Source organism: Sideroxydans lithotrophicus ES-1 (genome assembly GCF_000025705.1).
GTDB classification, from domain to species: Bacteria; Pseudomonadota; Gammaproteobacteria; order Burkholderiales; family Gallionellaceae; genus Sideroxyarcus; species Sideroxyarcus lithotrophicus.
Window position 1 is genome coordinate 1,422,765 of sequence record NC_013959.1, and the last position, 18,175, is coordinate 1,440,939.

Annotated in this window: 16 protein-coding genes; 7 read left to right on the forward strand and 9 right to left on the reverse strand. The window is 54.1% G+C overall.

Going from position 1 to position 18,175, the window contains the following annotated elements:
• Window positions 1-80: 80 nt before the first annotated feature.
• Together SLIT_RS07120 and SLIT_RS07125 are read left to right on the forward strand one after the other, a co-directional pair.
• The gene (locus SLIT_RS07120) at window positions 81-887 is read left to right on the forward strand and encodes a DUF3025 domain-containing protein (protein WP_223293837.1); all 807 of its coding nucleotides are present in this window, start codon (window positions 81-83) and stop codon (window positions 885-887) included.
• The gene (locus SLIT_RS07125) at window positions 868-1,647 is read left to right on the forward strand and encodes a MipA/OmpV family protein (RefSeq protein WP_013029569.1); all 780 of its coding nucleotides are present in this window, start codon (window positions 868-870) and stop codon (window positions 1,645-1,647) included. Before SLIT_RS07120 ends, SLIT_RS07125 begins: the two co-directional genes overlap by 20 nt.
• Here SLIT_RS07125 and hpnE read toward each other — a convergent pair.
• From hpnE to dapC, 9 genes are read right to left on the reverse strand one after another with little or no spacing between them, the layout of a single operon-like run.
• Entirely contained in the window at window positions 1,640-3,034 is a 1,395-nt protein-coding gene (gene hpnE, locus SLIT_RS07130; RefSeq protein WP_013029570.1) for a hydroxysqualene dehydroxylase HpnE, read from the reverse strand. The genes SLIT_RS07125 and hpnE overlap by 8 nt on opposite strands.
• Entirely contained in the window at window positions 3,019-3,852 is an 834-nt protein-coding gene (gene hpnD / locus SLIT_RS07135) for a presqualene diphosphate synthase HpnD (RefSeq protein ID WP_013029571.1), read from the reverse strand. Before hpnD ends, hpnE begins: the two co-directional genes overlap by 16 nt.
• Before the next feature lies 1 nt (window position 3,853).
• Window positions 3,854-4,669, reverse strand: coding sequence for a squalene synthase HpnC (hpnC, locus tag SLIT_RS07140; protein WP_013029572.1), 816 nt, complete (start codon window positions 4,667-4,669; stop codon window positions 3,854-3,856).
• Window positions 4,669-5,574: a 50S ribosomal protein L3 N(5)-glutamine methyltransferase gene (gene prmB / locus SLIT_RS07145; RefSeq protein ID WP_013029573.1), complete on the reverse strand. Its 906-nt coding sequence runs from the start codon at window positions 5,572-5,574 to the stop codon at window positions 4,669-4,671. The genes hpnC and prmB overlap by 1 nt, the downstream gene beginning before the upstream one ends.
• Before the next feature lie 42 nt (window positions 5,575-5,616).
• Complete coding sequence (gene dapE, locus SLIT_RS07150; protein WP_013029574.1) at window positions 5,617-6,747, reverse strand: succinyl-diaminopimelate desuccinylase; 1,131 nt, start codon at window positions 6,745-6,747, stop codon at window positions 5,617-5,619.
• 10 nt (window positions 6,748-6,757) lie between these two features.
• Entirely contained in the window at window positions 6,758-7,105 is a 348-nt protein-coding gene (locus SLIT_RS07155; protein ID WP_013029575.1) for an ArsC family reductase, read from the reverse strand.
• Complete coding sequence (locus tag SLIT_RS07160; protein WP_013029576.1) at window positions 7,102-8,271, reverse strand: PilT/PilU family type 4a pilus ATPase; 1,170 nt, start codon at window positions 8,269-8,271, stop codon at window positions 7,102-7,104. The genes SLIT_RS07155 and SLIT_RS07160 overlap by 4 nt, the downstream gene beginning before the upstream one ends.
• Before the next feature lie 44 nt (window positions 8,272-8,315).
• Window positions 8,316-9,137 (reverse strand): 2,3,4,5-tetrahydropyridine-2,6-dicarboxylate N-succinyltransferase, encoded by an 822-nt coding sequence (gene dapD, locus SLIT_RS07165; protein WP_013029577.1) that lies wholly within the window; start codon window positions 9,135-9,137, stop codon window positions 8,316-8,318.
• Between the two features lie 8 nt (window positions 9,138-9,145).
• Window positions 9,146-10,339, reverse strand: coding sequence for a succinyldiaminopimelate transaminase (dapC, locus tag SLIT_RS07170; protein ID WP_013029578.1), 1,194 nt, complete (start codon window positions 10,337-10,339; stop codon window positions 9,146-9,148).
• 52 nt (window positions 10,340-10,391) lie between these two features.
• On the opposite strand from dapC, the gene SLIT_RS07175 reads away from it, so the two are divergent.
• From SLIT_RS07175 to SLIT_RS15845, 5 genes are all read left to right on the forward strand, one after another.
• Window positions 10,392-11,279 carry a DMT family transporter gene (locus SLIT_RS07175; RefSeq protein ID WP_223293838.1) on the forward strand — a complete coding sequence of 296 codons (888 nt, stop codon included), beginning with the start codon at window positions 10,392-10,394 and terminating at the stop codon, window positions 11,277-11,279.
• A 62-nt stretch (window positions 11,280-11,341) separates the two neighbouring features.
• Complete coding sequence (locus SLIT_RS07180; protein ID WP_013029580.1) at window positions 11,342-12,265, forward strand: HD domain-containing protein; 924 nt, start codon at window positions 11,342-11,344, stop codon at window positions 12,263-12,265.
• Window positions 12,266-12,454: 189 nt separating this feature from the next.
• Window positions 12,455-13,360 (forward strand): hypothetical protein, encoded by a 906-nt coding sequence (locus SLIT_RS07185; protein WP_013029581.1) that lies wholly within the window; start codon window positions 12,455-12,457, stop codon window positions 13,358-13,360.
• On the forward strand, window positions 13,360-15,156 hold the full coding sequence (locus tag SLIT_RS07190; protein WP_013029582.1) for a cytochrome c: 1,797 nt from the start codon (window positions 13,360-13,362) through the stop codon (window positions 15,154-15,156). The genes SLIT_RS07185 and SLIT_RS07190 overlap by 1 nt, the downstream gene beginning before the upstream one ends.
• 152 nt (window positions 15,157-15,308) lie before the next feature.
• The gene (locus tag SLIT_RS15845; protein WP_150102966.1) at window positions 15,309-18,167 is read left to right on the forward strand and encodes a cytochrome c3 family protein; all 2,859 of its coding nucleotides are present in this window, start codon (window positions 15,309-15,311) and stop codon (window positions 18,165-18,167) included.
• The last annotated feature ends 8 nt before the right edge of the window (window positions 18,168-18,175 follow it).

Below are 18,175 nucleotides of genomic sequence, written 5' to 3' on the forward strand. Positions count from 1 at the left end.
GTGAAAAATGTGTTGGACAGCGCGTTTGAGCTAAACTTGACCTTATGAAACCCATGCCGGAATGGAACAAAGAGATATTGATGAGCGCGCCCTGTTTTGTCCCGCTGCGACCATTCATCTCCCGCTTTGAGTCGGCCGGTTTTCCAACTCTGCAGCAATGCAATGCGCTGCTTGCGTCCCTTCAGCCTGGTGTCACTGTGCATAGCGGGAAACCTCTGCATTTCGTATCGCAGGAGTACGGGAAACTTCCTTTTGAGGCGCAATACGAGCCACGCTGCTACTTGCAAGGCGAAGTGCCGACGCGTGCGAACAACTGGCATGACTTGTTCAATGCGCTGGTATGGTTGGCTTTCCCGAGAGCCAAGGCTGCCATCAATGCGCGACATTATCGTGCATTGACTGAAGTCAACTCTCCTGGAACGCATAGCCAGCGCGGTGCGGTGCGGGATACCAGCACTTTGCTGGATGAGTCCGGTGTCCTGGTCGTCTATTCCGATGTCGAACTGGCGAACTTGCTGAGAAACTTCCAGTGGAAAGAGCTGTTCTGGAAAAGACGCGCGCAAGTCCGTTCCGATATGGGATTCTATTTGTTCGGGCACGGCTTGTATGAGAAGTCGCTGCAGCCTTATATCGGCATGACCGGACAGGGATTATTGCTGCCAGTGGAACAGGAGTTTTTTCATTGGGGCAAAGAACATCAGCTGAAATACCTTGATGTTCTGGTGTCGGATTATCTCTCCTCGCCAGAGCACTGCAATAGCACTCGCGAACTGACCCCGGTACCTTTGCTGGGAGTGCCGGGCTGGGCAGCGGAAAACGAAAATGCCGCCTATTACGACAACACGGATTATTTCAGGACAGGCAGACATGGACGCCGGGAAGATTAGCAAAAAGAACAAAGGGCTGTTCCTGTCGGGAATGGCCTGTTTGATTTCGATCGCAACGATGGCGACGGAGGCCGCAGAGTTTCCCGGCAGCCTGCAGGGTGATATCGGCATGGGAGCTTATTACACGCACAGCATCATCCGCGGCAAGGGCGATGAAGTCAGTGTCTTGCCTTACGCCGATTTTGAGTACGGCAGGATGTTTGCGCGGGTCGATACCCTAGGCATCAAGACGCTGCAGATGGGATATGGCCATCTTGAACTGGTCGGTCGGATCAGCCAGGATGGATTCAGCACGAATTCATCCAGCCTGCAGGGCATTGCCAGCAGAGAGACATCCATTCCCCTGGGTATCGGGACGCTGCAAGTGACTCCGCTAGGTGCGCTGATGGTCAACCTGTTTCACGATGTGCGCAGATCCGGGGGCGACTGGTTCGAAGCGATCTATGGGGGCGAGATCGATCTGCGGCGGCTGACGCTCTATCCCTTGATCGGTGCCGATTATCAATCCAGGGAGTATGTGGGCTACTACTACGGCATATCGCCGCAGGAAGCAGCGGCCAGCCAGTATGCAGCTTATGCGCCGGCCGGTTCGCTCAATGGCCTGTTCGGGCTGATCGGCGACATCGAACTGAGCGACAGCTATCATCTGAATCTCTATGTTCGCCGGAAATGGCTGGGAAGCTCGATTCGGCAAAGCCCAATTGTCAGTCAGAGATATCTGGACACTGGTTATCTTGCGCTGAGTTACCGCTTCAAGTAGGTGTAGTCTTCGCCAATAGCCTGGCGCATTGTAGCCCGCTGAGCACGGCGCCCTCCAGTGTGGCCGGATAGTCACCCGCTGTGTAATCTCCAGCCAGCAGCAGGTTGGGCAGGGCGGTCTGTTGTGCCGGCCGCGGCAGGTCTGGGACGCAACAGAACGTGGCGCGCTTTTCGGCGATGACCTTGAACCATTGCGGTGCTGCATCGATGGCGAACTCTTCGCGCAGCTCGGTGATGGCTTTCTGCGCAAGCTCTTCCTGGGACAATTCCTGATGTATCCCTTCGGCGCTGATGACGGCGGCGATCAGGCCGTGCTGGCCGGCGATCTGCCCTTTGTCGAACAGCCATTGGCAGAAGCGCTGGTGCAGACCGATCATGGCATGGGATAGCATGATGTGTTCAGGGTATTGCAGGTAAATAGTGTATATCGGCTGGTGCTCCAGCTTGTCGATCATGTGGACTGTGCTTTCAAGCGCAGGAACAGGGCGCAGCAGTTTGGCTGCAGCGAAGGGTGAGGTGGCGCAGATGACATGGCTGAAGGTGTGGGTAGTGCCAGCGACGGCAAGTTCAAGATTTCCTGTCCTATAGTCGATGGAATCGATTCCGCATGAGAGGCATATCATGCCTCCGCGTTGTTCGACGTATGCTGCAGCGCGTTGGGGAAACAGTGCCGTGAAATCCAGACGTGGCAGCAGCATGTCGCTGTCAGCTCGACTCCGGTTCAGCGAATCGCGCAGCACATTGAGCAACACTTGCGCAGAGGCCTTATGGATGGGGGTGTTCAGGGCTGCGATACACAATGGCTCCCACAGTTTGAATGTCAGATCGGCATCCTGTCCGTATCGCTCAAGCAGTGCACTGACTGTCATGTCGCTGGACAAGCGAAAACCCATGCCGCGAAGAGCAAGCATGAAACGTACGGCTTTCATGCGCTCGTGCCAGGTCAGACCCTGTGCTTGGAGCAACCCGGCGAGCAGATGGAACGGGGCAGGCAGGCGTGGAGCTTTGAGCGAGAACTGGCCATGCAAGTCCAGTTGCAAAGGCAGGCGCATAAAATCCTGCGAGATATCGCCGCCGACCTTTTCGATGAGACGCAGTGTTTCGCGGTAACAACCGAGCAGCAGATGCTGTCCGTTGTCCAGAATCAAAGTGTCCCCCGGCAGGGGACGGTTGCCCTTTCCCCCTTCGGGGGAAAGTTGGATAGAGGGAGGGAAGCGTTTTTTATCGTGCAGCACGGGGTGCGGAGTGCGCACGCCGCGAGCCCGCCCGCCAAGCTGTTTGGCGCTTTCGAAGACGGTAACCGGGATACCTCGATCAGCCAGTTCGACAGCGGCAGCCATGCCCGCGTAACCGCCACCGATGATGCCTACCTTCAATTCCTGAGCCATGTCTTGAGTGCCAACCAGAACTTGTAGGTTGGCGTGAGCGAGACGCGCTCTTTCAGCACATGACAGCCGCTTGCGGCGACTTCGTTCAGTGTGGCCTGGTAGACTGCAGCCATGATCAAACCGGTGCATTGAGCTTTTCGATCCGCTTTGGGCAAGTGACCAAGCGCCTGCTGGTAGTAGCGCTGCGCGCGCTCGATCTGGAATGCCATCAGCTTCTGGAACCCTTCAGTCTCGCGTGCATTGAGGATATCCGCGGCGCTGACCCCGAATTGCTGCATCTCGTCCATCGGCAGGTAGATGCGGTTGCGTCGTGCATCTTCGCCCACATCGCGAATGATATTGGTGAGCTGGAGGGCGATGCCGAGATCGTGTGCGTATTTCAGCGTCTGGCGGTCGGTGTAGCCGAATATCTCCACTGACAGCAGCCCGACCACCGAGGCGACACGGTAGCAATACAGTTGCAGCGATTTGAAATCAGGGTAGCGCGGCTGGTCGAGATCCATTTCCATGCCGTCGATGATCTCCAGAAAATGTTCCTGAGCCAGATTGAATTGCCTGACGATCGGGCTCAGTGCCTGAGTGACTGGATGCTGCGGCTTGCCTGAATAGACGGCGACGACCTCGTTGCGCCACCAGTTGAGGGTAGTACGGGCCACGCTGGCATCGGAACACTCATCCACCACGTCGTCCACTTCGCGGCAGAAAGCATACAGCGCGGTGATGGCGCGGCGCTTGTCCCGGGGCAGGAAGCGGAAACTGTTGTAGAAACTGGAACCGCTGGAAGCGGCCTTGTCTTGGCAGTATTCGTCGGGAGTCATGTCAGAAACGTAATGGTGCGCTTTTTGCCAGCATGATAACCCAGTCGAGCGGTCGCAGTACCGGGCGGTGGCGGAACATGTCGTAGTCGGCAGCTTCCAGCTTGTCGAGGATGCGCAGTCCGCCGGCAATGATCATGCGCATCTCCAGGCCGATGCGTCCCGTCAGTATCGAACCGAGCGGCGCCCCCTGCAGCATCAGCGCACGGGTACGGTCGACTTCGAATCTCATCAATGCGCGCCATGCGTCATTGGTTTGGCCTTGGGAAATTTGATCTTCGGTTACGCCGAACTGGGCCATTTCATCCTGCGGCAGATAGATGCGCCCGATGGCATGGTCCCTGGCCACATCCTGCCAGAAATTGATGAGTTGCAATGCCGTGCAAATGGCATCCGAGTAGGCGATGTTGACGGATGTGGCTTCCTCGTACAGATGCAGCAGCAAATTGCCGACGGGGTTGGCAGAACGGCGGCAATAATCGAGCAATTCGTCGTAATCGGAGTAGCGTTTTTTCACGACGTCCTGCGAGAAGGCATCGAGCAGGTCGCGAAATGGTTGCATCGGCAGCGCATGTTCCTTGATCTCGACCGCGAGACGCTTGAACAGCGGTAGTTGGGGCGTTTCATCCGCCGCGATGTGATTCAACTCATCGCGGAAATCGTTAAGCTGTTGCAGACGTTCTTCGTTCGTCAGATCGCCCTCATCGGCGATGTCATCGGCAGCGCGGGCAAAATGGTAGAACGCCGCCACCGGCTGGCGTAGCCGGCGGGGCAATAGAATCGAGGCGACCGGGAAGTTCTCGTAGTGTTCAACAGGCATTACGAAAGGTCGTTCTTGTGCAGCAGGAACACGAACTCATCACCCGCACTGACATCCAGCCAGGTGAAGGGCAGGTTAGGGAAGGCGGCTTCAAGCGCGTCGCGATTGTGGCCGATCTCGACGACCAGTATGCCGTTGCTGGTGAGATGTTTTGCAGCGTGTTCGAGGATGACACGGGTCGCATCCAGTCCGTCTGTGCCGCTGCCCAGCGCCTGCTGGGGTTCGTATTTGTATTCCTGTGGCAGGGCGGCCACGGATGGTGCATCGACATAGGGAGGATTGCTGATGATGAGGTCGTACCGCTTGCCCTCGAGTTTGTCGAACATGTCGGATTCGATCAGGGAAATGCGCTCTTCCAGGTCGTAATCGGTCACGTTGTACTGGGCGACATCCAGCGCATCGGCAGACAGGTCGACGGCATCGACATGCGCATCGGGAAAGGCATGTGCGGCCAGAATGGCAAGACAGCCGCTGCCGGTACACATGTCCAGCACGTTATGGATGCGCTCGACATCGCTGATCCAGGGGGCGAGCTGTTCGCGCAACAACTCGGCGATGAACGAACGCGGTACGATGACGCGCTCGTCGACATAGAAGGACAGGTCGCCGAGCCATGCCTGATTGGTCAGGTAGGCGGCCGGGATGCGCTGTTCGGTGCGCCTTTCGATGATGTCGAGTACGTCGTAAATTTCGGATTGTGTCAGCCTGGCGTCGAGGAACGGATCCAGCCGGTCCAGCGGGAGATTCAGTGTGTGCAGGATCAGGTAAGCCGCTTCGTCGTAGGCGTTGGCGCTGCCGTGACCGAAGAACAGCTCGGCCTCGTTGAAGCGGCTGACCGCGAAGCGCAGGCAATCCCGGACTGTCTTGAGCGACGCGCTTGCTTCCGAATAGTGGTTGATATCCATTTGTATACCCTGTCAGCTAAATAGCGGTTTTCTTCAAATTCCTTATTCGGTCAGCAGCTTGACCAAAGTCAGGTAGTAAATCTCGGACAATGCATCGAGATCGTCAACCGCCACGCATTCGTTGAGCTTGTGGATGGTCGCATTCAACGGGCCCAATTCGATGACCTGCGGACAGATGTCGGCGATGAAGCGACCGTCCGATGTTCCTCCGCTGGTAGATAGTTCGGTTTCCAGTCCCTGTACCTGTTTGATCGCGGCAGCAACCGCATCCACCAATCCTCCGCGCGGTGTGAGGTAGGGCTTGCCAGACAGCTCCCAAGCCAGATCGTATTCCAGGCCGTGCTTGTCGAGGATGGAGTGCACTTTCGTCTTCAATCCATCGACCGTGCTGGCGGTGGAAAAACGGAAATTGAACAATATCTCCACTGTTCCCGGCACCACGTTGGTTGCGCCGGTGCCACCGTGGATGTTGGAGATCTGCCAGGAGGTCGGCGGGAAATATTCATTGCCCTTGTCCCATTCCGTCGCAGCCAATTCGGCGATGGTGGGGGCCACCATATGGATGGGGTTCTTCACCAGATGCGGATAGGCGATGTGGCCTTGCACACCCTTTACGGTGAGGGTACCAGAAAGCGATCCGCGTCGACCGTTCTTGATGGTGTCGCCCGTCTTCGTAACTGAGGTCGGTTCGCCGACGATGCAGTAATCCAGTTTCTCGTCCCGTTCCTGCAATGCTTCGACCACGCGCACCGTTCCATCTACTGCGATACCTTCTTCGTCCGAGGTGAGCAGCAACGCGATCGACCCCCGATGTCTTGGATGTTCGGCAACGAACTTTTCGATGGCAGTGACAAAGGCGGCGAGTGAGCCTTTCATGTCTGCCGCACCGCGACCGTACAGCATGCCGTCGCGTACCGTGGGGGTGAAGGGGTCGCTGTCCCATTTGTTCACCGGGCCGGTCGGCACGACATCGGTATGTCCGGCGAAGCAGACCAGCGGTGAAGCATCACCGCGTCTTGCCCACAGGTTGTCCACTTCGCTGTGGCGCATCTTCTCCAGGCTGAAATCGAGCGGTGCGAGGCGGGCGCCGATGATGTCGATGCAGCCGTCGTCCATGGGGGTGAGCGAATGACGGGCGATAAGTTGTTTGGTGAGTTCGAGAGTGTCGCTCATTTTGTGTTGTTCAATAATCCAGGTTTTCGTAATCGGTTTCGTTGAATCCGGTCGCCAGAACCTTGCCTTGGTGTTCCAGCACCGGTCGTTTGATGACGTTGGGTTTGTCCAGCATCAGACCCATCGCAGATGTATCGTCCTTGATCGAGGCTTTGATCGCCTCCGGCAACTGGCCCCAGGTGGGGCCGGTCTTTTTTAACAGTTTCTGCCAGCCGACTTGCCTGAGCCAGCCAGAGAGCATGGCCTCGGTCACGCCCTGTTTCTTGAAGTCGTGGAATTCATAGTCCACGCCATGCTCATCCAGCCAAGCACGTGCTTTTTTCACCGTGCCGCAGTTGGGTATCCCATACAACTTCATTTGCCGGAATCCGGAACTTCGATATTGAGTTTGATAGCACCGAAATCTGCTGCAGATGCGGATTTGCCCTCTTGGTGGGCATTCGGGTCATATGCCTTCATCTTGCTGGTTTGCGAGTAGTCGATCAGCGAGGCGAGGTTACTGGCCGAGTCGGCGTTGCGCAAGGCTTCTTCCTTGCTGATATGCCCGGATTTGAACAGTTTATACAGGGCTTGCTCGAAGGTCTGCGAACCCGGGGAGACGCTTTGCTCGATGGCATCGCGGATCTGGTCGATCTGGTCGCTCTTGATCAGGTCGGCGATGAGTGAAGAATTCAACAATACTTCCACCGCAGGCATCAGCTTGCCTTGGGCATTGCGGATCAGCCGCTGCGAGATGACTGCACGCAGGCAGAGCGACAAGTCGGACAGGATGCTGGGGCGGGCATCATAGGGGAAGAAGTTCACCATGCGGTTGAGCGCATGATAACTGTTGTTGGCATGCAGGGTGGACAGGCACAAGTGGCCGGTCTGGGCAAAGATCAGTGCATGCTTCAGTGTCTCGCGGTCGCGAATCTCGCCCACCATTAAGACATCCGGTGCTTCGCGCATGGCGCTGACCAGCGCGGTCTCGTAGCTGGTCGTATCCGTGCCGACTTCGCGCTGGTTAACGATGGACTTGCTATGGCGGAACATGTACTCCAGCGGATCCTCGATGGTCAGGATATGGCCACTCTGGGTTTCGTTGCGGTGCTGGATCATGGCGGCCAGGGTGGTCGATTTTCCGGAACCCGTAGCGCCGACCATCAGCACCAGTCCGCGTTTTTCCATGACGAGCTCTTTGAGCACCAGCGGCAGGTGCAACTCCTCGACATTAAGTACATCGCCGCGCACATAGCGGATGACCACGGCGACGCTGCTGCGCTGGCGGAACACGTTGACGCGGAAGTTGCCTACCCTGGGTACACGGAAGGAGAAGTTCATCTCCATATGCAACTCGAACTCGTTGATCTGTTGCTCGGTCATCATCTCGTAGGCGATGCGCTGGACAGTCTGCTCGTCGAGTATCTGTGCGTTCACCGGCATCACCACGCCATCGATCTTGATATTGATCGGTGCACCCACCGACAGGAACAGGTCGGATGCCTGCCTGTCAGCGGCGAGTTGCAGCAATGGCGTGATGATCATGTGATTCTCCTTAAACAGTCGCTGGTCGATCCCTGCAAAATAGCCTAGATGCCTCTCAGCAGTTCATTGATGCCCACTTTGCCCAAGGTCTTTGCATCCACTTTCTTCACGATCACGGCACAGTACAGGCTGTACTTGCCATCGCTGGAAGGCAGACTGCCGCTGACTACCACAGAGCCGGCAGGAACACGACCATAATGAACTTCGCCGGTCTCGCGGTCATAGATCTTGGTGCTCTGGCCGATGAACACGCCCATCGAGATAACGGAGCCTTCTTCCACGATCACGCCTTCGACGACTTCCGAGCGTGCGCCGATGAAGCAGTTGTCCTCGATGATGGTGGGGTTGGCCTGCACCGGTTCCAGCACGCCGCCGATGCCGACGCCGCCGGAGAGATGCACGTTCTTGCCGATCTGTGCGCAGGAGCCGACGGTAGCCCAGGTGTCGACCATGGTGCCTTCATCGACATAACCGCCGATGTTCACATAGGAAGGCATCAGTACCACGTTCTTGGCGATGTAGGCGCCGCGGCGTGCGGCAGCCGGAGGCACCACACGGAAGCCGCCTTCGCGGAATTCCTTGGAGTTGTAGTCGGCGAACTTGGATGGCACCTTGTCGAAATAGTTGGTGAAGCCGCCCTTGATGAAGGCGTTGTCCTCGATGCGGAAAGATAGCAGCACTGCTTTCTTCACCCACTGATGGGTGACCCATTGGCCGTCGAGCTTCTCTGCCACGCGCAGTTTGCCCTGGTCGAGATATTCGATGACGGTGTTGATGGTCTCTTTCAGTTGCGCATCAACGTTGCGCGGGGTGATCTCGGCACGTCGTTCAAAGGCTTCTTCGATGATGGCTTGCAATTGCGGCATGTTTTTTCCTAACGTAGTTTTTGGGTGAATTCGGCGATGCGTCGTGCTGCTTCCAGCGTCTCGTCCAGATTGGCGACCAGCGCCAGGCGGATGAAATTCGCACCGGGATTGACCCCTTGTGCTTCGCGGGCAAGATAACTTCCTGGCAACACCGACACATTATAGTCGCGGTATAGCTGTTGCGCGTAGGCAGTATCATCGATAGGGGTCCTGAGCCAGAGATAGAAGCCAGCATCCGGTTTGGAGACTGGCAGTGCCGGGGCAAGCAGCGCGATAACCTTGGCGAATTTCTCCGCATAGAGTCGGCGGTTCTCCGCGACGTGTTTCTCGTCTTTCCATGCGGCGATGCTGGCGGACTGGATCGCCGGATTCATTGCGCATCCATGATAGGTCCGGTAAAGAGCGAATCTTTCCAGAATCCCGGCATCGCCTGCAACGAAGCCGGAACGCATGCCCGGCACATTGGAGCGCTTGGACAGGCTGGAGAACACCACCAGGTTCCTGTAATCGCTACGTCCCAGCAGTTGTGCGGCTTGCAAGGCACCCAGCGGTTTGTCTTCGCCGAAATATATCTCGGAATAGCACTCGTCTGCGGCAATGATGAAACCATGGCGGTCGCTCATCTCAAACAACGCCCGCCATTCTGTCAGCGGCATTACCCGGCCATTCGGGTTGCCGGGAGAGCAGACATAGATCAACTGGGTGCGCTGCCAGACTTCATCTGACAGTTGCTGGAAATTAAGCGCGAAGTCGTCTTCCGGCAAGGTGTTGAGGAAGTGGGGTGTCGCACCGGCAAGGTATGCCGCACCTTCATATATCTGATAAAAGGGATTAGGACAAACTGCGACCGGAGCCGCTTTGCTGCGGTCGATCACCGCCTGTGCAAAGGCGAACAATGCCTCCCGGCTGCCGTTTACCGGCAGGACTTGCGTCTTGGCATCCGGCGACGGAATGTCGTAACGGGAGGTTAGCCAGGTGGCGATCGTGTCGCGTAAAGTCTCGCTGCCCACGGTTGTGGGATAATTCGCCAGCCCATCCAGCCCTGAGACCAGCGCGTCTTTGATGAACTGCGGTGTGGCGTGTTTGGGCTCACCTATGTGAAGGCTGATCGGTTTGAATGCTGCATTCGGCGAAGTTGCACCGAATAATCCGGCTAGCTTTTGGAATGGGTAGGGCTGAAGGAGCTGCAGATCCGGATTCATTTTTTGCAGTTGATCAATGGCGAAAACGTTAGGCATTATAAGGGGCGTGCTGGTGCCAGCAAAACAAAATATGCTGCCGGTCATCGGAGTATTGAGCGGCGCATTGGTCTGGGGCCTGATCTGGTATCCCTATCGTATGTTGCAGGACGCAGGTTTGTCCGGCGCGATGGCAACGCTCATCAGCTACCTGTGGGCGATGGTTTGCGGGGCATTCATGCTGCCGCGAGTGTGGCGCGAGCGTGGTGACTTCGGTTGGTGGGGAGTATTGCTGGTATTGAGTGCAGGATGGGCGAATCTCGGTTACGTGCTGGGGATGCTGCATGGCGAAGTGATGCGGGTTCTGCTGTTGTTCTACCTCGCTCCGGTGTGGACTATCCTGTTTTCGTTCTGGATGCTGGGCGAGCGTCTTAATCGTTATGGTTATCTTATTCTTGCCTTGTCCTTGTGCGGAGCGTTGGTCATGCTGTGGAAGCCTGACTTGGGATTGCCATTCCCTCAAAACATCTCCGAATGGCTGGGGCTTTCCGCAGGAATGGGTTTCGCACTTTCCAATGTCACTTCGCGGCGAGCAACGCATCTTTCCGTGGAAGCAAAATCTTTCAGTCTGTGGCTGGGCACGGCTGGGCTGACTTTGCCGTTCCTGATGTGGCAGGGTGGAGCGGCTGGACAGTTATTGGCGATTTCCATGCAATCCTGGGTCGTACTGGCAATAATAGGGGGGGTAATCTGTGCGACCAGTTTTGCCGTGCAATATGGCGTCACACACCTAACGGCAAACAGGGCCGTGGTGCTTTTTCTTTTCGAGTTGGTGTTTGCCTCCGTTTCGTCGTATTTCCTTGCCAATGAAGCGATGGATGTGCGGGATATCATCGGTGCCGTATTGATCGTTTCTGCAAGTTTGCTTTCAGGGAAATTGTATTCGGACAAGAGCTTGGGTTAGACTGCGGCAGGCCCATTTCGCCGTGATCATGGATAAGGTGAAATTGCGAGGATTTTCCGGATATGAAAAATAAAGATAGCCCTTCGCCTGCTGAGATCGATGAGTTGTTTAACAACAACGACCCACAAATCGTATGGGCGAAGGTGGCCGACATCATCCGTCGCATGAGCCCTTCGTATGACTTCACTTTTGCCCAGTCGGTGTTCGATGATGTCCTGAGTTTGTTCAGGGGAGACTATCCTGGTTACGGCTCCATCAAAACTCTATATCACGATCTCCCTCACACTTTGGAGGTCTTGCTGTGCGGGGCGAGACTGATGCATGGGGTGCATGTTTCGGGCGATCATCTGAATGATGACGAGATCACTTTGATCCTGCTTGCCATCATGATGCACGATGTCGGTTATGCGCAGCTCAAGGAAAAAGAGAGCGGAACAGGCGCTCAGTATACTCAGACCCATGTTCAACGCGGCATCGAATTCATGCGACGATATTTCAACGAACGCCAATTGCCTGCTGACATCGCACTTGCTGCGACCAATTTGATACTGGGTACCGAGCACAATCGTCCGTTCATGGGCATCGACTTCAACGATGAAAGGTCGCTTCTATTGGCCAGAATTGTTGCCACTGCCGATATTACCGGCCAGATGGCAGACAGGATCTATCTGGAAAAACTGCTCTTCCTGTATCTGGAGTTCAGGGAAGCGCACTTTGGCAGTTATCAGAGCATGTATGATTTGTTGAGTCAGACCAATAGGTTCTACGAAACCACGCGTGAAAAGCTGGACGGGGCGCTGGGCGGCATTTACAAGAAATTCAAGTACCATTTCAAGGATGTGATGGGTGTCGATAATAATTACTATCTCGAATCGATAGAGAAGAACATGGATTATCTATCGAGGATCGTTGCACATAGCGAGGAAGAGCTCCTCACCATGCTGAAACGCAATGGGGTAGTCGAGAAAACCCGCAAACTTGCATAACTTCAAGCTGTACTTGCGCTTAGCCAGTTGCTCGGAGACTAACGTGTTGTTAATTCGATGAATAATAAGCAAGCAGCGCCTTTACACGACAAATTTGTTTATGTTTATAATGTTGACGTTAATTTAACGAGGGGAACAATCAGATCTTGCCGCCAGTAGTGGGCTTAGGGAGATTGTTCACAGGTGTAAATGTCAACATTAGCAGCATCACAACCGCCAGTAGACAGGCGCAAGCAACAACGTACTTCCCCACCCAAAGATTATGGCTGGACACTATATATAATAGTGATCACCTTGTTGATGGCTGCGGGATTCTTTATCTCATATGACCAGCTATACAAGCCCGGCGACAATGTCGGTTACAACCTCGGGTTGGCTGGCGGGATAATGATGCTGACTCTGCTGATCTATCCCTTGCGCAAAAGGGTGGGCTTCATGCGGAACTGGAGCATCCTGCCAAAGTGGTTCAAATGGCATATGGCCTTCGGAATCCTTGGCCCGGCGCTCATCGTGTTCCATTCCACCTTTACTATACATTCGATCAATGCAGGCGTAGCGATGGCCTGCATGTTGCTGGTATCAGGGAGCGGAATCTTCGGGAGATTCTTCTACACCAAGATCCACAATGGACTTTACGGCAGGAAATCTTCGCTTGAGCAGATGCAGGCTAATTTGGAAAGCAAAGGTGATGTCAAATCCATACTGAACTTTGCCCCGGAGCTAGAGCAAAAGCTTTTGGATTTTCGCGATCAGGCAATGGCTTCCGCGAGACCTGGAAAGTTCGATCTACTGAATTTCATCAAATTGGGTATCCGGGCAAAATGGTATTCAAGGGTGTTTGTCAGAGAGTTGGAAGACGCAATGTATGCGGATGCCAATGCCAAGCAGTGGAACGAAGCGCAAATGAAGCGCTTGGACGAGCTCTTTTACCAGAACGAGAGGTTTATTCGGAACTATCTGCTGACTGTACGAGATCTCGCTCAATTTTCGACCTACGAAAAATTGTTTTCCCTGTGGCATATATTCCACGTACCGCTGGTTTACATGCTGGTATTCAGCGCAATCTGGCATGTCATCGCTGTTCATAAATACTGATGGATAACAATTTCTTCAAGTGGCTATCTTTCAGGACGTTCGCAATTGCCGTGGGCGTCCTCGTATTTTCCTTCCAGGCCCATGCAGATTCTGCAAGCGACCTGTTGATGCCTGGCCAATTGATCCAGGCGCATGACAAATACAAGAGCGATTGCGCTAACTGCCACAAGCCGTATGACAAGGCGGCACAATCCGGGCTGTGCAAGGACTGTCACAAGGAGATCGCGAAAGACATCGCCGGGAAACATGGTCTGCATGGCTTGATGAAGGAAGATAAACCTTGCAAGGAATGTCACACCGAACACAAAGGCAGGGATGCCCGGATCGCAAAATTGAACACCGTCAATTTCGACCATTCGACTACAGGATTCGAGTTGAAGGGGGCGCACTTGAGCAGCAAGGTTCTTTGCAAGGACTGTCACTCCCCACTGAAGAAATACCGCGAAGCGCCTGTCAAATGCATCGGATGTCATCAAAAAGCCGACAAGCACAAAGGTTCACTGGGACCGGACTGTGAGAACTGCCACGAAGAAAAAGACTGGAAGACGACCCATTTCGACCATAGCAAAACTCACTTCCCATTGCTTGGAAAGCATATGGATGTGAAGTGCAAGGCTTGCCATATCAATGACAAATTCAAAGATACCCCGCGTCTGTGCAACGACTGCCATAAGAAGGACGATAAACATAAGGGCAATTTCGGACCGAAATGCGAGACTTGTCATGATGCAAAGAGCTGGAAAGAGATTCTCTTCGATCACGACAAGCAGACCAAATACCCGTTGCTAGGAAAACATCGTGAAACGAAGTGCGTGAGTTGCCATAAAGGGAATCTGTACAAGGAGAAATTGAAGACAAACTGTTTCTCTTGCCACAAAAAAGATGATAAGCACAAAGGCAAGTTCGGTACGAAGTGCGAATCCTGCCACGTCGAGCGCAGCTGGAAGGAAATTCCATTCGATCATGACAGGAAAACCAAATTTCCCTTGCTTGGGAAACACAAGGACGTCAAATGCAACGCCTGTCACAAGGGCGATCTATATAAAGACAAACTGAAGATGGATTGCTTTTCGTGCCATAAAAAAGACGATAAGCATAAGGGCAGCTTTGGTCCGAAATGCGAAACTTGCCATATCGAAAAAAGCTGGAAAGAGATTGTCTTCGACCATGACAAGAAAACCAAATACCCGTTGCTGGGCAAACACCGGGATACAAAATGCGTCAGCTGTCACAAAGGTGACTTGTACAAGGACAAACTGAAGACCGATTGTTTCTCTTGTCACGAGAAGGATGACAAACACAAAGGCGAGGAGGGGAGGAAATGCGAATCCTGCCACCATGAGGACTCGTGGAAAAGAGTCGAATTCGATCACAGGATCTCACGCTTCCAGCTGACGGGAAAACACGCGTTGGTAGAGTGCAAGAAATGCCATTTGACTGTGGTCTTCAAAGAAGCGAAATCGGACTGCTGGTCTTGTCATGAGAAGCAGGACGTACATAAACGCACGCTTGGCACGGGATGCGAAACCTGCCACAACACCCGAGACTGGAAAGATTGGGATTTCGATCACGATAAAACCGGCTTCAAACTGGATGGGAAACACAGGAGTCTTAAGTGTATCGACTGCCATAATACCCCGGTTAGAACCAAGGTCGTGCTGGCAGCTACCTGTGTCAGCTGTCACGAAAAGGATGATAAGCATGATGGTGCATTTGGCATGCAGTGTGACCATTGCCATATTGGATCAAATTGGAAAACCATCAAAGTAGGAGGGCAGCGGTGGATAAACTACTAGCCCTCTATAAGCCGCTCATCCTTGTTTGCCACAACCGATGGGCGGTTTGAATGAAACATGGCAATACAGAATACAATCGTGAAAAGGACGTTAAGCAGTAGCTTGGCGATAACTCTCGATTAAAATAAAAGGCAGGACAGCGGGGTGTCTATATGAAATTGCCAATAGTGATTTATAGTAATTTCTTAAAGGCGGCGGCGATGTTGCTGCTACTGACAATCGGATTCTCTCCCTTTGCCCAAGCCGCTCCGGCGGCAAAAGCAAAAAATTCGTTTGACCATTCCAAAACGGGATTCATCCTCAAGGATGTTCACGCGACTCTGAAGTGCGAACAATGCCACGTCGATGGCATTTTCAAGAACACCCCGAAAGATTGTGCCGGCTGCCACTCTGCTGGAACGCGTGTCGCTGCCACCCCCAGGCCGATCAATCATGTGCCAATTTCAAACATCAATAACAACGCTTGCGATACATGCCACACAAGCACCGCTAATTTCCTGGTAAAGAGCTACCAACATGTGGGCATTACGGGCAACTGCTCGACTTGTCACAACGGCCAGTCACTTGGAGTGGTGAGCAAGCCTGCAACACACTTCCCGACTATGGCGCCTTGTGAATATTGCCACAAGAACACCAGCACTTTCCTCAGCTACCAGGTCGATCATCTGGCAAATGGATTTATCGGCAACTGTTATACATGTCATGGTGGGCCGCAAGCAGGCTCGGCCACTTATCCCAACGTCGTGGCTTATCCCTCGAATCACATGACGATAGCTGCGGGAAGTGATTGCAACGCCTGCCATCAGAATTACGTTACATTCCTGGGGGCGACTTTTGGGCATACCCCCGGTTCTGTATGTACTACCTGTCATTTGCCGGGGCAGTTGTCTGGAGTAGTTTCCATTAATTACTCAACTCACATTCCTTTGCCGGCGGGTTCTACCTGCACAAGTTGCCATGCTGATCCAGTGACCCAACCAACGCCTACGTTCCTTGGCGCAGCGTTCCATACCAGCACCTATGGAAGCACGGCCGCCGCAGCGGGTACCTGTACGACTTGCCATAGTGGCAGCTATATTTCACAAAATGCCCAAACCAAAGGCGCAACCCACATTCCGACTTCTGCAGATTGCAGCACATGCCACACCGATGCGGCAGGAACGCCAGCCAATACGACATCAAGTTTCACAACTTTTCTCGGTGCGAAATTCCACCTGACACCGTCCGGCAATCCCCCTACCGGCTTGTGCTCGACCTGCCATAACGGTGGATATGCATCGGAAAACGCGCTGGGCAAGAACACTGGACACTTGGTGACGACAGCAGATTGCGTGATGTGTCACACCGCAACGAATACGATCAGTTACACCACATTCCTGGGGGCCAGTTTTGATCACAATGTGACCTATAACAATGCTTTCCCGGCAGCGGCACCTGCCTCGCCGCTTTGCGGTTCATGCCATAACGGAGCCACTGCGACGGGCAAGAAGACAACCCATGTGCCGACGACAGGGGATTGCATCACCTGTCATACCAACGCCACTACAGGTTGTCCGAATTGCGTTTCTTTTTACGGTGTGCAATACGATCACACCAATGCGGCAGCAGGCGTCGCGGCTTATACGACTTTCCCGGTGGGAGCTCCCGCTTCGCCGCTATGCAGTTCGTGCCATAACGGTACCACCGCGCTTGGCATGAATGCAGGGCATATTCCGGTAAACGGAGCGGATTGCATCACTTGCCACACGCCCGCCAATACTGGTTGTGGCACAACTGGACTTTGCTCCACGTTCCTGGGTGCAACTTTCAGCCATGCAGCTGTTGCAGCCGGGTCTTGCGGGGCTTGCCACCAGAGTCAATATCCGGGTGTGGTGTCGATCAATCCGGCAATTCACATTCCGCAGTCTTCGGGCAATGCATGCGATAAGTGCCATACCAATGCAATAACCGGGTTGCCAGGCACCGCTACTCCGACATTCCTGAATGTGGTGTTCCATCAGAATGCGTTGGGCAATCCACCCGCGGGCTTATGCTCGACCTGTCATTCCGGTGCCTATGTCACAACACAGGCGACTCCCGCCTATTCAAAAGCGTACACGGGCAGCTTCAATCACGTTGCGACAACAGCAGATTGCGTGGTATGCCACACCGCAGCAAATACCTCGTCTTACACCACGTTCCTTGGAGCCGGTTTTACCCACTCTCCAGGTACGTACGCAACTTGGCCACCTACCATGCCTCCGTCACCAACCTGTTCGTCTTGTCATAATGGGGTGACTGCAACCGGCACAAGTTCCGCACCTACGCCACACCCTGCGATCGGTGCTTCGGACTGCATGACTTGCCATACGACATCTGTACTGGTGGGGTGCCCGTCCTGTTCATCGTTCGGGATGGCTGCGGGGGTAGTGCACAATACCGCACCGTACAATACGGCAGGCTCCTGCAGCACCTGTCACAATGGGGCACAGGCGACAGGGCTCTCCCTCGGGCATATTCCTGTCGGGGCGGCAAGTTGTGACCAATGCCACTCCGTATATGATGGATCAGGGTCGATCAACTTCAGTACGGCAGCCATTTCCTCGATAACAGTGAATGGGGTTTCAAGATACGGAATGAAACATTCCGCAGTCACCGGGCGATGCGACAGCTGCCATAACGGTTCCTATATAGGACAAGGCATATTCGGTGCATTGGCCAAAGTCTCCAATCACATTCCGACAGCCATCATCAACACCGCGGCCAACACCGACTGTACCAGTTGCCATTCCACGACCATCACAATTGCATCAGGAGCGGGTGACTGGAAAACTGGCGAGCATATGAATCATAATAATGCACAGGGGGGAGCTCCTAATTACTGTGTGACCTGCCACCTGAAAGGTGTTACCTATTTGTCGACGGCCCAGAAGATCAGCCACAATGGCGCCAGTACCTCCAAAGACTGCTCATCTTCAAGTTGCCATAAACCACTTGGTAGAAAAGGTACCGCATATTCTTCCTGGAACTAATTCGTTAG